The sequence below is a fragment of the Arthrobacter sp. JSM 101049 genome, from assembly GCF_041679245.1.
Lineage (GTDB): Bacteria > Actinomycetota > Actinomycetes > Actinomycetales > Micrococcaceae > Arthrobacter_H.
This window is the reverse complement of record NZ_JBGFFC010000001.1, coordinates 336,748-351,268: the sequence shown is the minus strand read 5'-3', so window position 1 is coordinate 351,268 and position 14,521 is coordinate 336,748. Positions and strand designations below refer to the sequence as shown.

Below are 14,521 nucleotides of genomic sequence, written 5' to 3'. Positions count from 1 at the left end.
GGGCCGGGGCTCTAGCGCCGGGATTGCCCGCCCAGGATGCGCTCCAGCGGGATGGAACCGTCCTGGTACGGCAGGACCAGCCAGAGGACCAGGTAGAGCGGCAGGCCGATGAACGGCAGCAGGAAGCTGAGCAGGATGGCGATCCGCACGATCGTCACGTCCCAGCCTGTGGCCCGGGCGATGCCGCCGCCGATGCCGGCGACGACACGCTGCGGTCCGCGGCGGAACGAGATGGAGCGGAGGGCCCTGTAGACGGAGTCCATGATGGTCCTTTCAAGGAGTTGCGGGGGGATGGACGGGTGGGGGAGGTCGACCGTATCAGGCACCGGGCTGGTTCGTCCCGGATGAGCGTCGTGCTGCGACCAGGCCGCCGATGACCAGGACCAGGCCCGCCCCGAGGAACACGGCGATGGCAACCGCGCTGCCGCTGAGGGAGATGTCGTAGAAGACCGACACGAGGATCAGCAGGCCCACCGCGACCACGACGAGTCCGAAGACCAGGGTCCCCAGGGGGACGCCGCGTCGTTCGACGGGTTCGGGCTCGACCACAGGGGCCGGCGCGGGGGAATCCCAGCCGCCCTGCGGGTTGGTCGTTCCCGCTGTCTCCTCCGGTTCCCGTGGTTGTGCGGGGTCGGAAGGCCGGGGGTGGAGGGGCTCGGTGGCGGGGGCGGGTTCCCGTGCTTCGGGCTGCCCGGGGGAGCGTTCGGGGTCGTGACCGGTGGTGGGATCGCTCATGGCGTGACCTCCTGGGAAGTGATGTCGATGGAGTTGAAGGCGCCGTCGAAGTCCAGACGCAGGACCGGGCCGGTCGCTTCGGGGTTGATGGTGATGGCGTCCTCGTGGGCGATGCCCGAGTACTTCTGGACGCCGTCGGCGGTGTGCACCTCCAGCGAGTAGAACGCGGAGTCGCCGTTCACCCGGATCGGGATGTTGTCCGGGACGGTGACCTCGAGGCTGCTGAACACGCTGGTGACGGAGAGCATCGTGTCCTGGGTGAGGTCCGCGTAGCGGGTCAGGTCGAGTTCCCCGCTGTTGAACACGTAGGTGTAGTCGTTGCCCGAGCGCTCCACCACCGGGCCGGGCCAGGAGCGGTCCATTGTGATCTGCTTTCCCAGGCCGCCGACGAGGATGGTCGGCACGAGCAGGGCGATGGCGAACCCGGTCAGTGCCCCGCCGCGGAGGTGGCGGATTGCGGCGCCGATCAGTCCGGCACCAAGGACCGTGGTCGCTGCGGCCAGGGCGACCGCTGCCTCGCGGCCGCCGTAGTCCAGGATGCCGTTCATCGCGGTCAGGATGACCGTGCCGGCCACCAGGACGGCCAGGCCCAGGACGATGGCGACCGTGTGGCCCGGCATCGCGGGCCGGGGCGGAGTCTGGGGCCGTCGTGGCACCGTGGCCGTCGAGGGACCGGGACCAAAGCCCGCAGCCGGTGCGCCGGCCGGGCTGGTCGTGGTGCCCGCTGCAGACCAGTCGGCGGACGTGCCCGTGGCCGGCTCATCGGGTTCGCTAGTTCCCTGGGCGCCGGGTCCGTAGGGGGAGGCATACGGGCCGTAGGGCTCGTACGGGGTGGACGGGGCTGCCGGGGAAGCGGCGGCGGGTCCGCCGTCGTGTCCGCTGCTCCGGGAGTGGCCGGATGAGCGGCTGCTGAAGAACCAGATGATGGCGCCGACCACGACCAGGCTCCAGATGAGCTCGCCCCACCACGAGTCGCCGTCGTCGAAGCGCCACCCGCCCAGGACCAGGGGACCGTTGGCCAGCCCGATGATCGCGAAGACCACTGCCCCCGTCATCCCGGAGCTCCAGCGTCCCCGGCCGGCCTCCTGGAGGTGGATGCGTCCAGCCGGGCCTGGCAGCAGCGCCCACGCCGCGCCGTAGAGCAGCAGGCCGACGCCGGAGAAGATGACGATGACCAGGAGCAGCCCGCGGGCCAGGGCGGTGTCGATGCCGAAGCGCCGGGCCAGGCCCGAGGAGACGCCGCCGATCCAGTGCTGTTCGCCGCGCTGGACGCCCAGGCCCCGGATCCAGCGGAAGAAGGAGTTTTCTGCAGGTGCGTGGTTCATGCCTTCCATCCTTCCGTGGCCTGCGGGACGCCGCCATGGGGGTCTGCCCTGAATGGCCCCTGATCCTGACCCGGGGGACCCCGATCCGACGCCGCGGATGCCGCCGCTCGTGCTTGGATGGACCCATGACCGAATTCCCCGTCCGACCACCCCTGGTGCGCGCCGAACCGCGCCTGCTGGGGGGCGTCTGCGCCGGCCTGGCGTTGCATCTGGGACAGCCCGTGCGCACCATCCGGATCGCGATGGCGCTGCTGAGCCTGATGGCCGGAGCGGGGATCGTGCTCTATGCCTGGCTGTGGATCATGGTTCCCTCCCGCGAAGACGCCTTGCAGGACGCCGAACGCGCCCGGGCGGGCGGTCCCGTCTCGTTGGCTCCCGGCCCCGGTCTCGAGGCCGAAGCCGGCATTGCTGCCGGGGCAGACGCCGGTGCCGGCGTCGGATCCGAGCCGCGGGGACGTGTTGCCACGCGGTGGGGCAGCCTGGCCGGGCGGGAAATCCTGGCCGGTGCGGGCCTGCTGCTGCTCGGGGCGCTGGTCTTCGCCCAGATGCAGGGGCTGCCGGTGGCCTGGGGGCTGATCTGGCCCGCGGTGCTGATCATCGCTGGGGCGGTGCTGGCCTGGCTGCAACTCGACGCGGTGAGCCGACGCGGTCTGCGCAGGGCCGCCGGTGCCGACCGGGCCGTTGGGATGGTGCGCCTGGTCGGCGGCCTCGCCCTGGTGGTCCTGGGACTGGTCTTCCTGGTTTCCGGCGCGGTGTCGCTCGAGGCGCTGTGGAACGGGGCCTTCGTAGCGGTGATCGTCCTGGCTGGCGTCCTGTTGGTCCTGGCCCCCTGGGGGTTGCGCTTCTGGCGCGACTACGAATCCGAACGGGCCAACCGGATCCGGGTCGGCGAACGTGCCGAAATCGCCGCCCACCTGCACGACTCCGTCCTGCAGACCCTGGCCCTGATCCAGAAGCGCGCCGGCGACGAGGCCCAGGTTCTCCGGCTCGCACGCGCCCAGGAGCGCGAGCTGCGCCAGTGGCTCTACCGGGAGACGCCCGTGGCCGAAGGCGACATTTGCGAGGCGGTCCGCGCCGAGGCCGCCCGGCTCGAGGAATCGCATGCGGCCGTCATCGACGTCGTCAGCGTGGGTGAACGGGAGGGGCTGGACGGCCACGATGCCCTGGTCCAGGCCGCCCGGGAGGCCATGCTCAATGCGGCCAAGCACGCCGGCGGGACGGTCTCGGTCTACGTGGAGGCTTCCCGGCCGCGCGTCGACGTCTTCGTCCGCGACCGCGGCACCGGGTTCGACACCGCGAGCCTGCCGGAGGACCGGTTCGGGGTGCGGGAATCAATCATCGGGCGCATGCAACGCAACGGCGGCTGCGCGACGATCACCAGCAGCGCCGCCGGCACCGAAGTCCACCTGGTCATGGAACAACCGGCACACGAGGAGCAGAACCGATGAACAGCAGTGAACCGAATGCGCAGACGCGGCCCATCCGCGTTGTGGTGGTCGACGACCACGCCATCTTTCGCTCCGGGTTGAAATCCGATCTGGATGCCCGCCTGCAGGTGGTGGGTGAAGCGGCAACCGTGGAGGGCGCGATCCGGGCCGTCACCGAGCTGCGCCCCGACGTCGTCCTGCTCGACGTCCACCTGCCTGGGGGCCGCGGCGGCGGCGGGGCCGAGGTGATCGCCGGGTGCGCCGGGATGCTGGGCGATGTGCGGTTCCTGGCGTTGAGCGTCTCGGACGCGGCCGAGGACGTGGTGACGGTGATCCGCAGCGGTGCCCGGGGATACGTCACGAAGTCGGTTTCGGGGGCGGAGATCTCCGACGCCGTGGTGCGTGTCGCTGCCGGTGATGCGGTGTTCTCGCCCCGGCTGGCCGGATTCGTGCTGGATGCCTTCGGCACCCAGGCGGCCATCAGCGCCGACGACGAACTGGACCTGCTCTCGGCCCGGGAGCTGGAGGTCATGCGCCTGATTGCCCGGGGCTACACGTACAAGGAAGTCGCCAAGGACCTGTTCATCTCCGTGAAGACCGTGGAGACCCACGTCTCCAAGGTGCTGCGCAAGCTGCAGCTCTCGAACCGGCACGAGCTCACGCGGTGGGCCGTGGACCGGCGGATCCTCTAGCCCCTCCATAGCCCCTCCGCGCCGCGGGCCAAGCCCCGGCCGGAGCACCCGGACACGGGACGGCCCGCCCGGTGCCCCGCGGGGGCAGGGCCGGGCGGGCCGGGTGGCGTGGCCGTCCGGGCCACGGGTGACGGGGCGGTGGCTACCGCGCCCTGCCGAGCAGGTCGGTGATCCGCCCGACGCCCTCGGCCAGGTCGTCATCGCCCAGTGCGTAGGACAGACGGAGGTAGCCGGAGGGGCCGAAGGCCTCGCCGGGGACCACGGCCACCTCGGCCTTCTCCAGGATCAGCGCAGCCAGGTCCGCCGACGTCGCCGGACGCACGCCGTCGATCTCGCGGCCGAGCAGTCCGCGCACGTCCGCGTAGACGTAGAACGCGCCCTTCGGGGTGGGGCAGTCGACCCCGTCGATCGCGTCCAGGGCCGAGACGATGGCCTTGCGGCGACGGTCGAACGCGGTGCGCATCTCCGCCACGGCGTCCAACGGGCCGGAAACCGCGGCCAGTGCGGCCATCTGGGAGACATTGGCGACGTTGGAGGTCGCGTGGGACTGGAGGTTCGTCGCGGCCTTGATGACGTCCTGCGGACCGGCCATCCAGCCCACCCGCCAGCCGGTCATCGCGTAGGTCTTGGCCACCCCGTTGAGGATGACCACCCGGTCGCCCAGCTCGGGGGCAGCCGTGGCGATGGAGGTGAAGGTCGCCTCGTCGTAGACCAGGTGCTCGTAGATCTCGTCGGTGACGACCCACAAGCCCCGTGCTGCGGCCCACCGGCCGATCTCCGCGACCATCTCGGGCGGGTAGACGGCGCCGGTGGGGTTGGACGGGGACACGAAGACCAGCACCTTGGTGCGGTCGGTGGCCGCCGCCTCGAGCTGGTCGACGGTGACCATGTACCCCTGTTCCGGGCCGGCGAAGACCTCCACGGGGACGCCTCCGGCCAGGCGGATCGCCTCGGGGTAGGTGGTCCAGAACGGGGTCGGGACGATGACCTCGTCGCCCGGGTCCAACAGGGTGGCGAAGGTGTTGTAGACCGCCTGCTTGCCACCATTGGTGACCAGCACCTGCGAGGGCTCGATGGCATAGCCCGAATCGCGCTGCGTCTTGGCCGCGATGGCCGCCTTCAGCTCGGGCAGGCCGGAGGCAGGGGAGTAGCGGTGGAACCGCGGGTCGCGGGCCGCGGCGACGGCGGCCTCCACGACGTAGTCAGGGGTCGGGAAATCCGGTTCGCCGGCGCCGAAGCCGATCACCGGGCGACCGGCGGCCTTGAGCGCCTTGGCCTTGGCGTCCACGGCGAGCGTGGCTGATTCGGCGATCGATCCGATGCGTCGGGAAATGCGTGACATGGGGTCGCTTCCTGGGTCGGGGGCGGAGGGGCCTAGCGGTTTCCAGCTTAGCCGCGCCCCGGTGCCCTTCCCAGAATGCGTCGGCGCCCGGCCCGGGGCCGGAGGGGCCCCGGGAAGAAGGGGAGGGTGCGGGCCCAACGCGCGGGGTGGCAGGCGGTGTCGACGCGGTGTGCCGGACGGCGTCGGTTCGACTTAGCGGGGGTCGAGTGCGTAGACTGTTTCCTCGGTGTTGGAATACGCCTCGATGCGGTGTGCTCGAACGGCATGCGCAGCGGGACGGGCAACCGATTCCATAGGGTAGTGGCGCAATTGGTAGCGCAGCGGTCTCCAAAACCGCAGGTTGCAGGTTCGAGTCCTGTCTGCCCTGCGCAGTGGCAACCCGTGCAGTTCGGCGGAGTGCTCGGCGAAATCCACGTCACGGTGCGTTGTGGCCGACAGGCTGCGGTGCACCGTGATTGTTTCAAGAGGTGACGAACGCGAATCGAGGCACAGTGACCGAAGCAACAGCGGGAAGCTCCAAGGGCTCCTCCCGTGGCCGCAAGCCGGCCAACGGTGGTCTCTTTGCGCGCATCGCCTTGTTCTTCCGCCAGGTCATCTCGGAGCTGAAGAAGGTCGTCACCCCGACCCGCAGCGAGCTGGTCAACTACACGCTGACCGTCCTGGGCTTCGTGATCCTGGTGATGCTCATCGTCAGCGGGCTGGATCTCTTGTTCGGCAACGGCGCGGTCCTGGTCTTCACCAACCCGCCGGAGCAGTAGGAACGGCCGACATCCACCGGACGATCGCCAAGCAGACGTCCAGCCACGATGAAATGTTCTGGTTTACCAGTCAAAGAAAGCAGGAACCGCAGTGTCCGAGCAGGAACGCGAACCGCAGGCCAACGACGACGCCGTTGAGCAGGCAAGCGAGGCCGACGCCCCCGGGGCATCGGCCGATTCCGTCGTTTCGCAGAACGCCGACGCCACCGAGGTCATCGCCGAGGAAGCCGGCGCCGACGCGACGGCGTTGGCCGGCGGAACGGACGAGGCCGGGGAGACCGAAGCGTATGGCGCCGTGAGCGACCGCCGCGACCTCGACACCGAATACGCAGCGGCCACCGATGAGCAGATCGGCGTGGCCAGCGGCGACGACAGCACCGCCGGCGCCGCAGCCGAGGACGACCTGGCCGACGAAGCCTCCGCGGCCGCCGTCTCCGACGAGCCCGCCGAAAGCACCGGAGCCGCCGGGATGCCCGTGGGCGATGCCACGGCAACCGAGGTCACCGGCGGACCCGAGGCCGCCGGCCCGGTCCACGGGAGCGCCGAAGCCGACACTGCCGAAGACGGCGGGGATGCCGACTCCGCGGCCCCCGAGCTGTCCCCCGAGGAGGCCGTCGCCGCCGCCAAGGAGGAGTTCCGCACCAAGCTGCGCCGCCAGCCCGGCGACTGGTACGTCATCCACTCCTACGCGGGTTACGAGAACCGCGTGAAAGTGAACCTCGAGACCCGCGCCCAGACGCTGGGCATGGAGGAGTTCATCCACGAGATCCAGGTCCCCATGGAAGAAGTCGTGGAGATCAAGAACACCACCCGCAAGATCGTCCGCCGCGTGCGCATCCCCGGCTACGTGCTGGTGCGCATGGAGCTGACCGACGCCTCGTGGGGCACCGTCCGGCACACCCCCGGCGTGACCGGCTTCGTGGGCAACGCCCACGATCCGGTGCCGCTGAGCCTGGACGAGGTGTACTCCATGCTCGAGCACACCATCGTGACCGAGGAGCCGGCGCAGGCCGGTGGCTCGTCGAAGCCGGGCCGCGCCCCGATCACCGAGGTCAACGTCGACTTCACCGTCGGCGAGTCCGTGACCGTCAATGACGGCCCGTTCGAGACCCTGCCGGCGACGATCAGCGAGATCAAGCTCGAATCGCAGCAGCTCGTCGTGCTCGTCTCGATCTTCGAGCGCGAGACCCCGGTGACCCTGTCGTTCAGCCAGGTCACCAAGATCCAGTAGGGATCACCGAAAACTTCGTCTCCCGCGCGGCCGCTTTCCGCCGCGGGAAGCGATCCGGCCGCCGCGCCACGGCGGCCACCAGCCCCGGACACGCTCCTGTGTTCCGTGGGAAACGCATTGAGTAGAAGGACCCGAAATGGCCCCCAAGAAAAAGGTCACCGGCCTCATCAAGCTGCAGATCCAGGCAGGTGCCGCCAACCCGGCCCCGCCGATCGGCCCTGCGCTTGGTCAGCACGGTGTCAACATCATGGAGTTCTGCAAGGCGTACAACGCCGCCACGGAATCCCAGCGCGGCAACGTCATCCCGGTGGAGATCACGGTCTACGAGGACCGCTCGTTCACCTTCATCACCAAGACCCCGCCGGCCGCCGAGCTGATCAAGAAGGCAGCAGGCGTCGCCAAGGGCTCGTCCACCCCGCACACCGACAAGGTGGCGAAGCTGACGCAGGCCCAGGTCGAGGAGATCGCCAACACCAAGATGGAGGACCTGAACGCCAACGACGTCCAGGCCGCCGCCAAGATCATCGCCGGCACCGCCCGCTCCATGGGCATCACCGTCGAGGGCTAACCACCCCCACCGTTTCCGCCGCCGGCGGGAACACCCACAACATCAAAGAACGACGACGGAACCTCCCCCCGGAGGATGCCACCGCCGTCGTAGTGGCAGGGTCCAGCGCGATCCACGAATGACCACGACTGCATAAGGAGAACAAGCAGATGGCAAAGCGCAGCAAAGCATTCCAGGCAGCTGTCGCCAAGATCGATGGCGACAAGCTGTACTCCCCGACCGAGGCTATTGCCCTGGCCAAGGAGACGGGGTCGGCCAAGACCGACTCGACCGTCGAGGTGGCCTTCCGCCTCGGCGTCGACCCCCGCAAGGCCGACCAGATGGTCCGCGGCACGGTCAACCTGCCGCACGGCACCGGCAAGACCGCCCGCGTCCTCGTCTTCGCCAACGGCGACAAGGCCGAAGCGGCCATCGCCGCCGGCGCCGACTTCGTGGGCTCGGATGACCTGATCGCCAAGATCTCCGGCGGCTGGACCGACTTCGACGCCGCCGTGGCCACCCCGGACCTCATGGGCAAGGTCGGACGCCTGGGCAAGGTCCTCGGCCCGCGCAACCTGATGCCGAACCCCAAGACCGGCACCGTGACCATGGACGTCGCCAAGGCCGTCAACGACATCAAGGGCGGCAAGATCGACTTCCGCGTCGACAAGCACTCCAACCTGCACTTCATCATCGGCAAGGTGTCCTTCGATGCCGAGAAGCTGGCGGAGAACTACGCGGCAGCCCTTGAGGAGGTCCTGCGCCTGAAGCCTTCGGCTTCCAAGGGGCGGTACATCTCCAAGGCCACCGTGGCCACCACCTTCGGCCCCGGCATCCCCGTGGACCCGAACGTGACCAAGGTCGCCACCGGCGCCTAGTATCTCGCCGGTCCCCCTCGGGATCGGAACGACGGCCCCTGCACCCTCTGGTGCGGGGGCCGTTCGTGGTTAAGCCCGGGAGGGGGAATGCCGGCGCTCCGGTAGTGCGGGGGCCGCCAGGAAATCGTCTGCCCCGCCCCCTTTACGCGGGGCGCAACCGGGGGCTAAAGTATTGATTGATAATTCCCAATCAGTGGTTACGCCCCGCGTCCACGATCCGTCCCGGAGGGCGATCATGTCCGAACAGCTCATCATTGAGGACCTGCCGGTCCCGGCATCCCTCGATGGGGCCGCAGGAGCGGATTTTGCCGCCATCGGCCGCCTGCTGCGCAACGCGGCCCGGGAGGAGCTCGGCCATGACGAGCTGGTCACTGGCGACCGCGCCGAGCTCGCCAGGGCCCAACCCAGCGCCTATGGACGGCGCGTACTCCAGGTGGCCCGCAGCGGGGGAGGCGTTGGCGCTGAGATCATCGGGGCGGCCATCGTGGCGCTGCCCCTGGCCGAGAACCTCGACGCGGCCGACATCGAACTCGTGGTGTCAACCCACTGGCGCCGACAAGGGATCGGTTCCCGGCTGCTGGACAGGGTCGCCGAGCTGTGCCGTCGCGAGGGGCGGACGATCCTCAACGGGTATGCGGCGCTCTCGCTCGCTTCCGGGCACGACGTCGGGGACCCGGTTCCAGGAATCGCCGCACTGTTTCCGGACTCCGGTGCCGGATGGGTCAGTGCAGCCGCCCCGTCGACCGCCTTTGCCACGGCCCACGGCTTCGGATTGGGCCAGGTGGAGCGCGCCAGCAGGGTCGACCTCGACGGAGGCGACGCCCAGCTGGATCGGCTCGAACGAGAGGCGCTCGTGGCGTCAGCCGGCTACGAGACTGAATCGTGGACCGGGCCGGTGCCCGACTGGGCAGTCGAGGAATATTGCCGCATCATCGAACGCATGGACACCGATCCGCCGATGGGTGGGCTGGAATTCGAGCCCTCGCGCTGGGATGCCACACGGCTGCGCACCATGGAGGAACGGCGTCGACGGCAGGGGACGGCCTCCGTGGTGACCGTGGCCCGGCATGCGGACAGCGGGCGGCTGGTCGGCTACACCGAACTGGTGGTCTTCGAGGGCCAGGAGGGCATCGCCTTCCAGGAGGGGACACTGGTGCTGCCCGAACACCGGGGCCATCGGCTTGGACAGCTGGTGAAGGCGCGCAACCAGCGGGCGTTGGGCCGGGCGCAGCCACGTGTGGGCCGGATCTACACGTGGAATGCTGCGGAAAATGGCTACATGCTGCGGATCAACGAGGCGCTGGGGTTCAGGGCGTGCCACGTCGAGGCGGCATGGACGCGAAAGTAGCCGCCACGGGCCATGGCTGCCCGGCCATGGCCCGCCGATGCCCCGGACAGCCGCTCGATTTGGTGCCGGGGGAGCGGCGGGATAAGCTGGATGAACCAAAGACCGTCGGTCGGTGGCAACCCGTGCCCGCATGGGAAGCCATCCGAAAGTCCCAGCAATTGGGCGGCCTACGCAGGTGAACGAAGTTTTCCTCCCCGGTGCGGCTGTAGCCAAGGCGGGTTGAGAAGCCCCGTGCATCTGCGCGGGGCGTTTTTATTGCCAGCCCCTCCGGGGTCGTGGACTGGTCAGGCCGACTCAGAGACAATCCCCGGAAGGAGGGTTATGGCAACGCAGATTAAGATCTCCGCAGTCGAGGAAATCACCAACGACTTCAAGGAGTCGAGCGCCGCTGTCCTGACCGAATACCGTGGGCTCACCGTTGCACAGCTCAAGGAGTTGCGCCGTTCACTTGGTCAGGACACCAAGTTCGCGGTCGTGAAGAACACTCTGACGGGTATCGCAGCCAAGGAAGCCGGCATCGATGCATTCGATGGCCAGCTGTCCGGCCCGACCGCCATCGCCTTCATCAAGGGCGATGCAGTGGCCGCAGCCAAGAGCCTGACGGATTTTGCCAAGTCCAACGACAAGCTGGTCATCAAGACCGGCTTCTTCGAGGGCAAGGCCATGGACGCATCCGAGGTGGCCGGCCTGGCCGCACTCGAGTCCCGCGAGCACCAGCTGGCCCGCGTGGCCGGTGTCCTCCAGGCCCCGGCCTCTGCCGCGGCCCGCATCATCGAGGCCCTGCGTGCGAAGCGTGAAGAAGAAGGTGGTGCAGCGTCGGCTCCGGCTGAGGCTCCCGCCGCTGAGGCCGAGGAAGCACCTGCTGCCGACGCTGCCACCGAAGAAGCCTAAGGGCCCTTCAAACCACCAAACATCCCGCGGCATGCAAACGTGCCGCCCCATGGAAAGGACGCCACATCATGGCGAAGCTCACCACCGAAGAGCTCCTTGAAGCCTTCAAGGAAATGACCATCGTCGAGCTCTCCGAGTTCGTGAAGACCTTCGAGGAGACCTTCGAGGTCACCGCTGCTGCCGTCGCCGTTGCCGGCCCGGCCGCCGGTGGCGCCGAGGCTGCCGAGGAGCAGACCGAATTCGACGTCATCCTCGAAGCCGCTGGCGACAAGAAGATCGCAGTGATCAAGGAAGTCCGCGCCCTGACGTCCCTCGGACTGAAGGAAGCCAAGGACCTGGTCGACGGCGCCCCGAAGGCCGTGCTGGAAGGCGCTGCCAAGGACGCTGCCGAGAAGGCCAAGGAGGCCCTGGAGGCCGCCGGCGCGACCGTCACGGTCAAGTAGTAGCCCGACGCAAACGCCGCGCAGCCCCGTCCACCGAGCAGGTGGGCGGGGCTGCGCCGCTTTAACGGGCGCTTGCCGCCGCGTGACTGCCGAAACCCCTCCCGTGGGCCGGGTCACATTCATGCGACACCCGCAGCGGGGTTTGCTACCGTGGTAGGTAACGACTTGATAACGTATGGTGACCTCGGGAGGGGACGACATGGCGGAAACCACGGCCACGACCCCACGGCCAGCACCGGCAGCCACAGGTGACGCCCGTCCGCTTTCCGCGACCACGGCGCAGCCGTCCGCACCGCAGCGCGCCACGCGCCTGGCACTGCTCGACGGACTGCGGCTGCTCGCCGCCGTGGGCGTCATCCTCTACCACTACACGGCCTGGCACCACGGCAACTGGGGCATCGAACCGGCCAAGGCGGCATGGCCCTACCTGTCGCGGGTGACCGTGTTCGGGAACATGGGCGTGCAGCTGTTCTTCGTGATCAGCGGTTTCGTCATCCTGCTCTCCGCCTACGGCAAGCGCCCCGCGCAGTTCATCGGCTCCCGCATCGGCCGGCTGTTCCCGGCCTACTGGGTAGCGGTGCTGGCCACGGGCGTGCTGATCTTCTTCATCTGGCCCACCATGGGGCAGCGTCTTTCGTTCTCCGACTGGGCCGTAAACCTGACGATGATGCAGGCCGGCTTCGGGATCCCGCACGTCGATGGCGTCTACTGGACCCTGTGGGCCGAAATGCGCTTCTACGGACTCGTGCTGGTCCTGATGATGCTTGGCTGGGTGACCCGCCGACGCCTCCTCGCCTTCGCCGCCATCTGGCCACTGGTGGGCTTCCTGGCCCCGATGATCCCCAGCAACTTCATCCGCCAGGCACTGGTCCCCGAACATGCGGCCCTCTTCGCCGGGGGCATGTGCCTGTTTCTGATCTACCGCTTCGGGCACACGCCGACGCGCTGGGCGGTGCTCGGGCTGAACGTCGTCCAGGCGGCGTGGCTGACGGGGCGCACGGGCAGCGCCGAGGCCATGGACCTGGTCGGGTACGCCGTCCCCGAACAGACCTACTGGCTGATCGTCGCGGGGGTCTTCGCCGTCATCGCCGTGCTGGTCCTGACGCCGCTGCGCCGGGTGAACATGCCCGGGCTGGCCCTGGCCGGAGCGCTGACCTACCCGATCTACCTGCTGCACGAAATCTGGGGCTGGTGGATCATCCACCAGCTCAGCGGCCATCTGCCCCGTCCGGTCATCCTGGCGATCACCCTGGCTGTGGTCGGCATCGCCGCCTACCTGGTCTACCGGTGGGTCGAGCAGACGGTCGGCCGGCGGCTGGGCAAGGGCGTGACCGCCCTGGTCGACGCCGTGGTTGCCCTGCGCGGTCCGGCCAGGGACTTCGCCGACCGCATGCAGAAGTCCGGTTCGAGACGCCGGCCGGCGGCACGTGTGGTCCCGCACAATACCGGCGGCATCACCCGGGGCCTGTAGGCCCGTCCCCTGCGGCTCAGGCGTCGCGGCTGAGCAGCAGCGCCTCGCCCTGGCCGCCGCCGCCACACAGGCTCACTGCGGCCTTGCCGCTGCCACGCCGTTGCAACTCCAGGGCCGCATGCAAGGCCAGGCGTGCTCCGGAAGCGCCGATGGGGTGGCCGAGTGCGATGGCACCGCCATGCAGGTTGGTCTGCTCCAGGGGGTAGTCCAGGTCCTTGAGGGACTGGCATGCCACCGCCCCGAAGGCCTCGTTGATCTCGATGAAGTCCAGATCGCCGATGGACCAGCCGGCCGTGTCCAAGGCGGCGTTGATGGCGTTCGACGGCTGCGAATGCAGTGACGTGTCGGGGCCGGCCACCTGGCCAGGGGCGCCAATGATGGCCAGGATCTCCAGGCCCTGCCGTTCGGCGTACTCCCGGGAGGCCACCACGACGGCCGCGGCGCCGTCGGACAACGGGGATGAATTGCCGGCGGTGATGGTGCCGTCCTTCGCGAAGGCAGCCCGCAGGCCGGCCAGTGTATCGGCCGTGGTGCCGGGGCGGATGCCCTCGTCGGTGGCGACGGTCAGGGGATCGCCCTTGCGTTGGGGGACCGACAGGGAGACGATCTCCGGGTCGAACACGCCCGCCTCCTGGGCGGAGGCCGCGCGGACATGCGATGCCGCTGCGACCTCGTCCTGCTCCCGGCGCTGCAGCCCGAGTTCGGTGTTCCGGGCTTCCGTGCTCACTCCCATGGACTGGCCGTCGAAGGCATCGGTCAGCCCGTCGTGGTCGACCGAGTCGATGGCCGTGAAGCTGCCGTAGTTCCATCCCTTGCGGCTGCCGGGGAGGATGTGCGGGGCGTTGGTCATCGACTCCTGCCCGCCGGCGACGACGACCTCGGCTTCGCCCAGCCGGATCAGGCGGGCGGCATCGGTGATGGCGGCCAGGCCGGAGAGGCAGACCTTGTTGATGGTCACGGTCGGCACGTCCCAGCCGATGCCGGCCTTGATGGCCGATTGCCGGGCGGGGTTCTGCCCGCAGCCGGCCTGCACCACGTGGCCCATGATGACGGCCTCCACATCGCCAGCGGGCACGCCGGCGCGGTCCAGGGCGCCGGTGATGGCCGCTGCCCCGAGTTCCACGGCACTGAAGGTGGCCAGCTGCCCCTTGAGGCGGCCGAAGGGGGTGCGCGCGCCGGAGACGAGGACTGCGTCGCGGGGATCGGTCATGGTGGTGCTCTCCTTGGTCGGGATGGCTCGTTACCCCAATTATGGTGATGCAGGCCATAAAGGCCAAAGCGGTCCGGGAAGTGCCAACCGGCGACGCGCCGGACGCCGTATCGGCGGCCACCGCGGGGGAATCCCGGAAGTTTATTTGCAGGGTGCGGGCTTTTTTGACCGGGATCTAGTATGGTGGACAGATTCTTCCTATTCGTGTAATGTGGATCCTTGC

The 14,521-nt window shown here is 69.0% G+C and carries 15 protein-coding genes and 1 tRNA gene; 11 read left to right on the top strand and 5 right to left on the bottom strand.

Features of this window, described 5'->3' with window-relative positions:
- Window positions 1-11: 11 nt before the first annotated feature.
- Genes AB8M85_RS01595 through AB8M85_RS01585 form a run of 3 tightly spaced genes read right to left on the bottom strand, consistent with a single transcriptional unit; the run spans window position 12 to window position 2,060 of the window.
- Complete coding sequence (locus tag AB8M85_RS01595) at window positions 12-263, bottom strand: PspC domain-containing protein (RefSeq protein ID WP_372697018.1); 252 nt, start codon at window positions 261-263, stop codon at window positions 12-14.
- Between the two features lie 55 nt (window positions 264-318).
- Entirely contained in the window at window positions 319-735 is a 417-nt protein-coding gene (locus tag AB8M85_RS01590; RefSeq protein ID WP_372697017.1) for a hypothetical protein, read from the bottom strand.
- Window positions 732-2,060, bottom strand: a complete 1,329-nt coding sequence (locus AB8M85_RS01585) for a PspC domain-containing protein (protein WP_372697016.1) — start codon at window positions 2,058-2,060, stop codon at window positions 732-734. The genes AB8M85_RS01590 and AB8M85_RS01585 overlap by 4 nt, the downstream gene beginning before the upstream one ends.
- Window positions 2,061-2,185: 125 nt before the next feature.
- Here AB8M85_RS01585 and AB8M85_RS01580 point away from each other — a divergent pair, with 125 nt between their 5' ends.
- The gene (locus tag AB8M85_RS01580; RefSeq protein WP_372697015.1) at window positions 2,186-3,508 is read left to right on the top strand and encodes a PspC domain-containing protein; all 1,323 of its coding nucleotides are present in this window, start codon (window positions 2,186-2,188) and stop codon (window positions 3,506-3,508) included.
- Window positions 3,505-4,179, top strand: a complete 675-nt coding sequence (locus AB8M85_RS01575) for a LuxR C-terminal-related transcriptional regulator (RefSeq protein ID WP_372697014.1) — start codon at window positions 3,505-3,507, stop codon at window positions 4,177-4,179. The genes AB8M85_RS01580 and AB8M85_RS01575 overlap by 4 nt, the downstream gene beginning before the upstream one ends.
- A gap of 142 nt (window positions 4,180-4,321) precedes the next feature.
- On the opposite strand, the gene AB8M85_RS01570 is transcribed toward AB8M85_RS01575, so the two are convergent.
- Complete coding sequence (locus AB8M85_RS01570; protein WP_372697013.1) at window positions 4,322-5,521, bottom strand: pyridoxal phosphate-dependent aminotransferase; 1,200 nt, start codon at window positions 5,519-5,521, stop codon at window positions 4,322-4,324.
- A gap of 294 nt (window positions 5,522-5,815) precedes the next feature.
- On the opposite strand from AB8M85_RS01570, the gene AB8M85_RS01565 reads away from it, so the two are divergent.
- The 9 genes from AB8M85_RS01565 to AB8M85_RS01525 all read left to right on the top strand — a co-directional run bounded on the left by AB8M85_RS01565 (window position 5,816) and on the right by AB8M85_RS01525 (window position 13,088).
- Window positions 5,816-5,888, top strand: a tRNA-Trp gene (locus tag AB8M85_RS01565).
- Between the two features lie 124 nt (window positions 5,889-6,012).
- Window positions 6,013-6,279, top strand: coding sequence for a preprotein translocase subunit SecE (gene secE, locus AB8M85_RS01560; RefSeq protein WP_372697012.1), 267 nt, complete (start codon window positions 6,013-6,015; stop codon window positions 6,277-6,279).
- 469 nt (window positions 6,280-6,748) lie between these two features.
- Entirely contained in the window at window positions 6,749-7,510 is a 762-nt protein-coding gene (gene nusG / locus AB8M85_RS01555) for a transcription termination/antitermination protein NusG (RefSeq protein WP_372697689.1), read from the top strand.
- 136 nt (window positions 7,511-7,646) lie between these two features.
- Complete coding sequence (gene rplK, locus AB8M85_RS01550) at window positions 7,647-8,078, top strand: 50S ribosomal protein L11 (RefSeq protein WP_372697011.1); 432 nt, start codon at window positions 7,647-7,649, stop codon at window positions 8,076-8,078.
- 149 nt (window positions 8,079-8,227) lie between these two features.
- Window positions 8,228-8,935 (top strand): 50S ribosomal protein L1, encoded by a 708-nt coding sequence (gene rplA, locus AB8M85_RS01545; RefSeq protein ID WP_372697010.1) that lies wholly within the window; start codon window positions 8,228-8,230, stop codon window positions 8,933-8,935.
- Window positions 8,936-9,170: 235 nt separating this feature from the next.
- Window positions 9,171-10,283 (top strand): GNAT family N-acetyltransferase, encoded by a 1,113-nt coding sequence (locus AB8M85_RS01540; RefSeq protein WP_372697009.1) that lies wholly within the window; start codon window positions 9,171-9,173, stop codon window positions 10,281-10,283.
- 321 nt (window positions 10,284-10,604) lie between these two features.
- Window positions 10,605-11,174, top strand: a complete 570-nt coding sequence (rplJ, locus tag AB8M85_RS01535) for a 50S ribosomal protein L10 (protein WP_372697008.1) — start codon at window positions 10,605-10,607, stop codon at window positions 11,172-11,174.
- Between the two features lie 68 nt (window positions 11,175-11,242).
- Window positions 11,243-11,617, top strand: coding sequence for a 50S ribosomal protein L7/L12 (gene rplL, locus AB8M85_RS01530; RefSeq protein ID WP_372697007.1), 375 nt, complete (start codon window positions 11,243-11,245; stop codon window positions 11,615-11,617).
- A gap of 199 nt (window positions 11,618-11,816) precedes the next feature.
- Window positions 11,817-13,088, top strand: coding sequence for an acyltransferase family protein (locus tag AB8M85_RS01525; RefSeq protein WP_372697006.1), 1,272 nt, complete (start codon window positions 11,817-11,819; stop codon window positions 13,086-13,088).
- Window positions 13,089-13,104: 16 nt separating this feature from the next.
- Here AB8M85_RS01525 and AB8M85_RS01520 read toward each other — a convergent pair whose 3' ends face one another.
- Window positions 13,105-14,298: an acetyl-CoA C-acetyltransferase gene (locus AB8M85_RS01520; protein ID WP_372697005.1), complete on the bottom strand. Its 1,194-nt coding sequence runs from the start codon at window positions 14,296-14,298 to the stop codon at window positions 13,105-13,107.
- Window positions 14,299-14,521: the final 223 nt, after the last annotated feature.

Bases quoted from the DNA above. Each gene is read 5' to 3' on its own strand.
- AB8M85_RS01595 (WP_372697018.1), bottom strand. From the start codon at position 263: ATGGACTCCGTCTACAGGGCCCTCCGCTCCATCTCGTTCCGCCGCGGA.
- AB8M85_RS01590 (WP_372697017.1), bottom strand. From the start codon at position 735: ATGAGCGATCCCACCACCGGTCACGACCCCGAACGCTCCCCCGGGCAG.
- AB8M85_RS01585 (WP_372697016.1), bottom strand. From the start codon at position 2,060: ATGAACCACGCACCTGCAGAAAACTCCTTCTTCCGCTGGATCCGGGGC.
- AB8M85_RS01580 (WP_372697015.1), top strand. From the start codon at position 2,186: ATGACCGAATTCCCCGTCCGACCACCCCTGGTGCGCGCCGAACCGCGC.
- AB8M85_RS01575 (WP_372697014.1), top strand. From the start codon at position 3,505: ATGAACAGCAGTGAACCGAATGCGCAGACGCGGCCCATCCGCGTTGTG.
- AB8M85_RS01570 (WP_372697013.1), bottom strand. From the start codon at position 5,521: ATGTCACGCATTTCCCGACGCATCGGATCGATCGCCGAATCAGCCACG.
- nusG (WP_372697689.1), top strand. From the start codon at position 6,749: ATGCCCGTGGGCGATGCCACGGCAACCGAGGTCACCGGCGGACCCGAG.
- rplK (WP_372697011.1), top strand. From the start codon at position 7,647: ATGGCCCCCAAGAAAAAGGTCACCGGCCTCATCAAGCTGCAGATCCAG.
- rplA (WP_372697010.1), top strand. From the start codon at position 8,228: ATGGCAAAGCGCAGCAAAGCATTCCAGGCAGCTGTCGCCAAGATCGAT.
- AB8M85_RS01540 (WP_372697009.1), top strand. From the start codon at position 9,171: ATGTCCGAACAGCTCATCATTGAGGACCTGCCGGTCCCGGCATCCCTC.
- rplJ (WP_372697008.1), top strand. From the start codon at position 10,605: ATGGCAACGCAGATTAAGATCTCCGCAGTCGAGGAAATCACCAACGAC.
- rplL (WP_372697007.1), top strand. From the start codon at position 11,243: ATGGCGAAGCTCACCACCGAAGAGCTCCTTGAAGCCTTCAAGGAAATG.
- AB8M85_RS01525 (WP_372697006.1), top strand. From the start codon at position 11,817: ATGGCGGAAACCACGGCCACGACCCCACGGCCAGCACCGGCAGCCACA.
- AB8M85_RS01520 (WP_372697005.1), bottom strand. From the start codon at position 14,298: ATGACCGATCCCCGCGACGCAGTCCTCGTCTCCGGCGCGCGCACCCCC.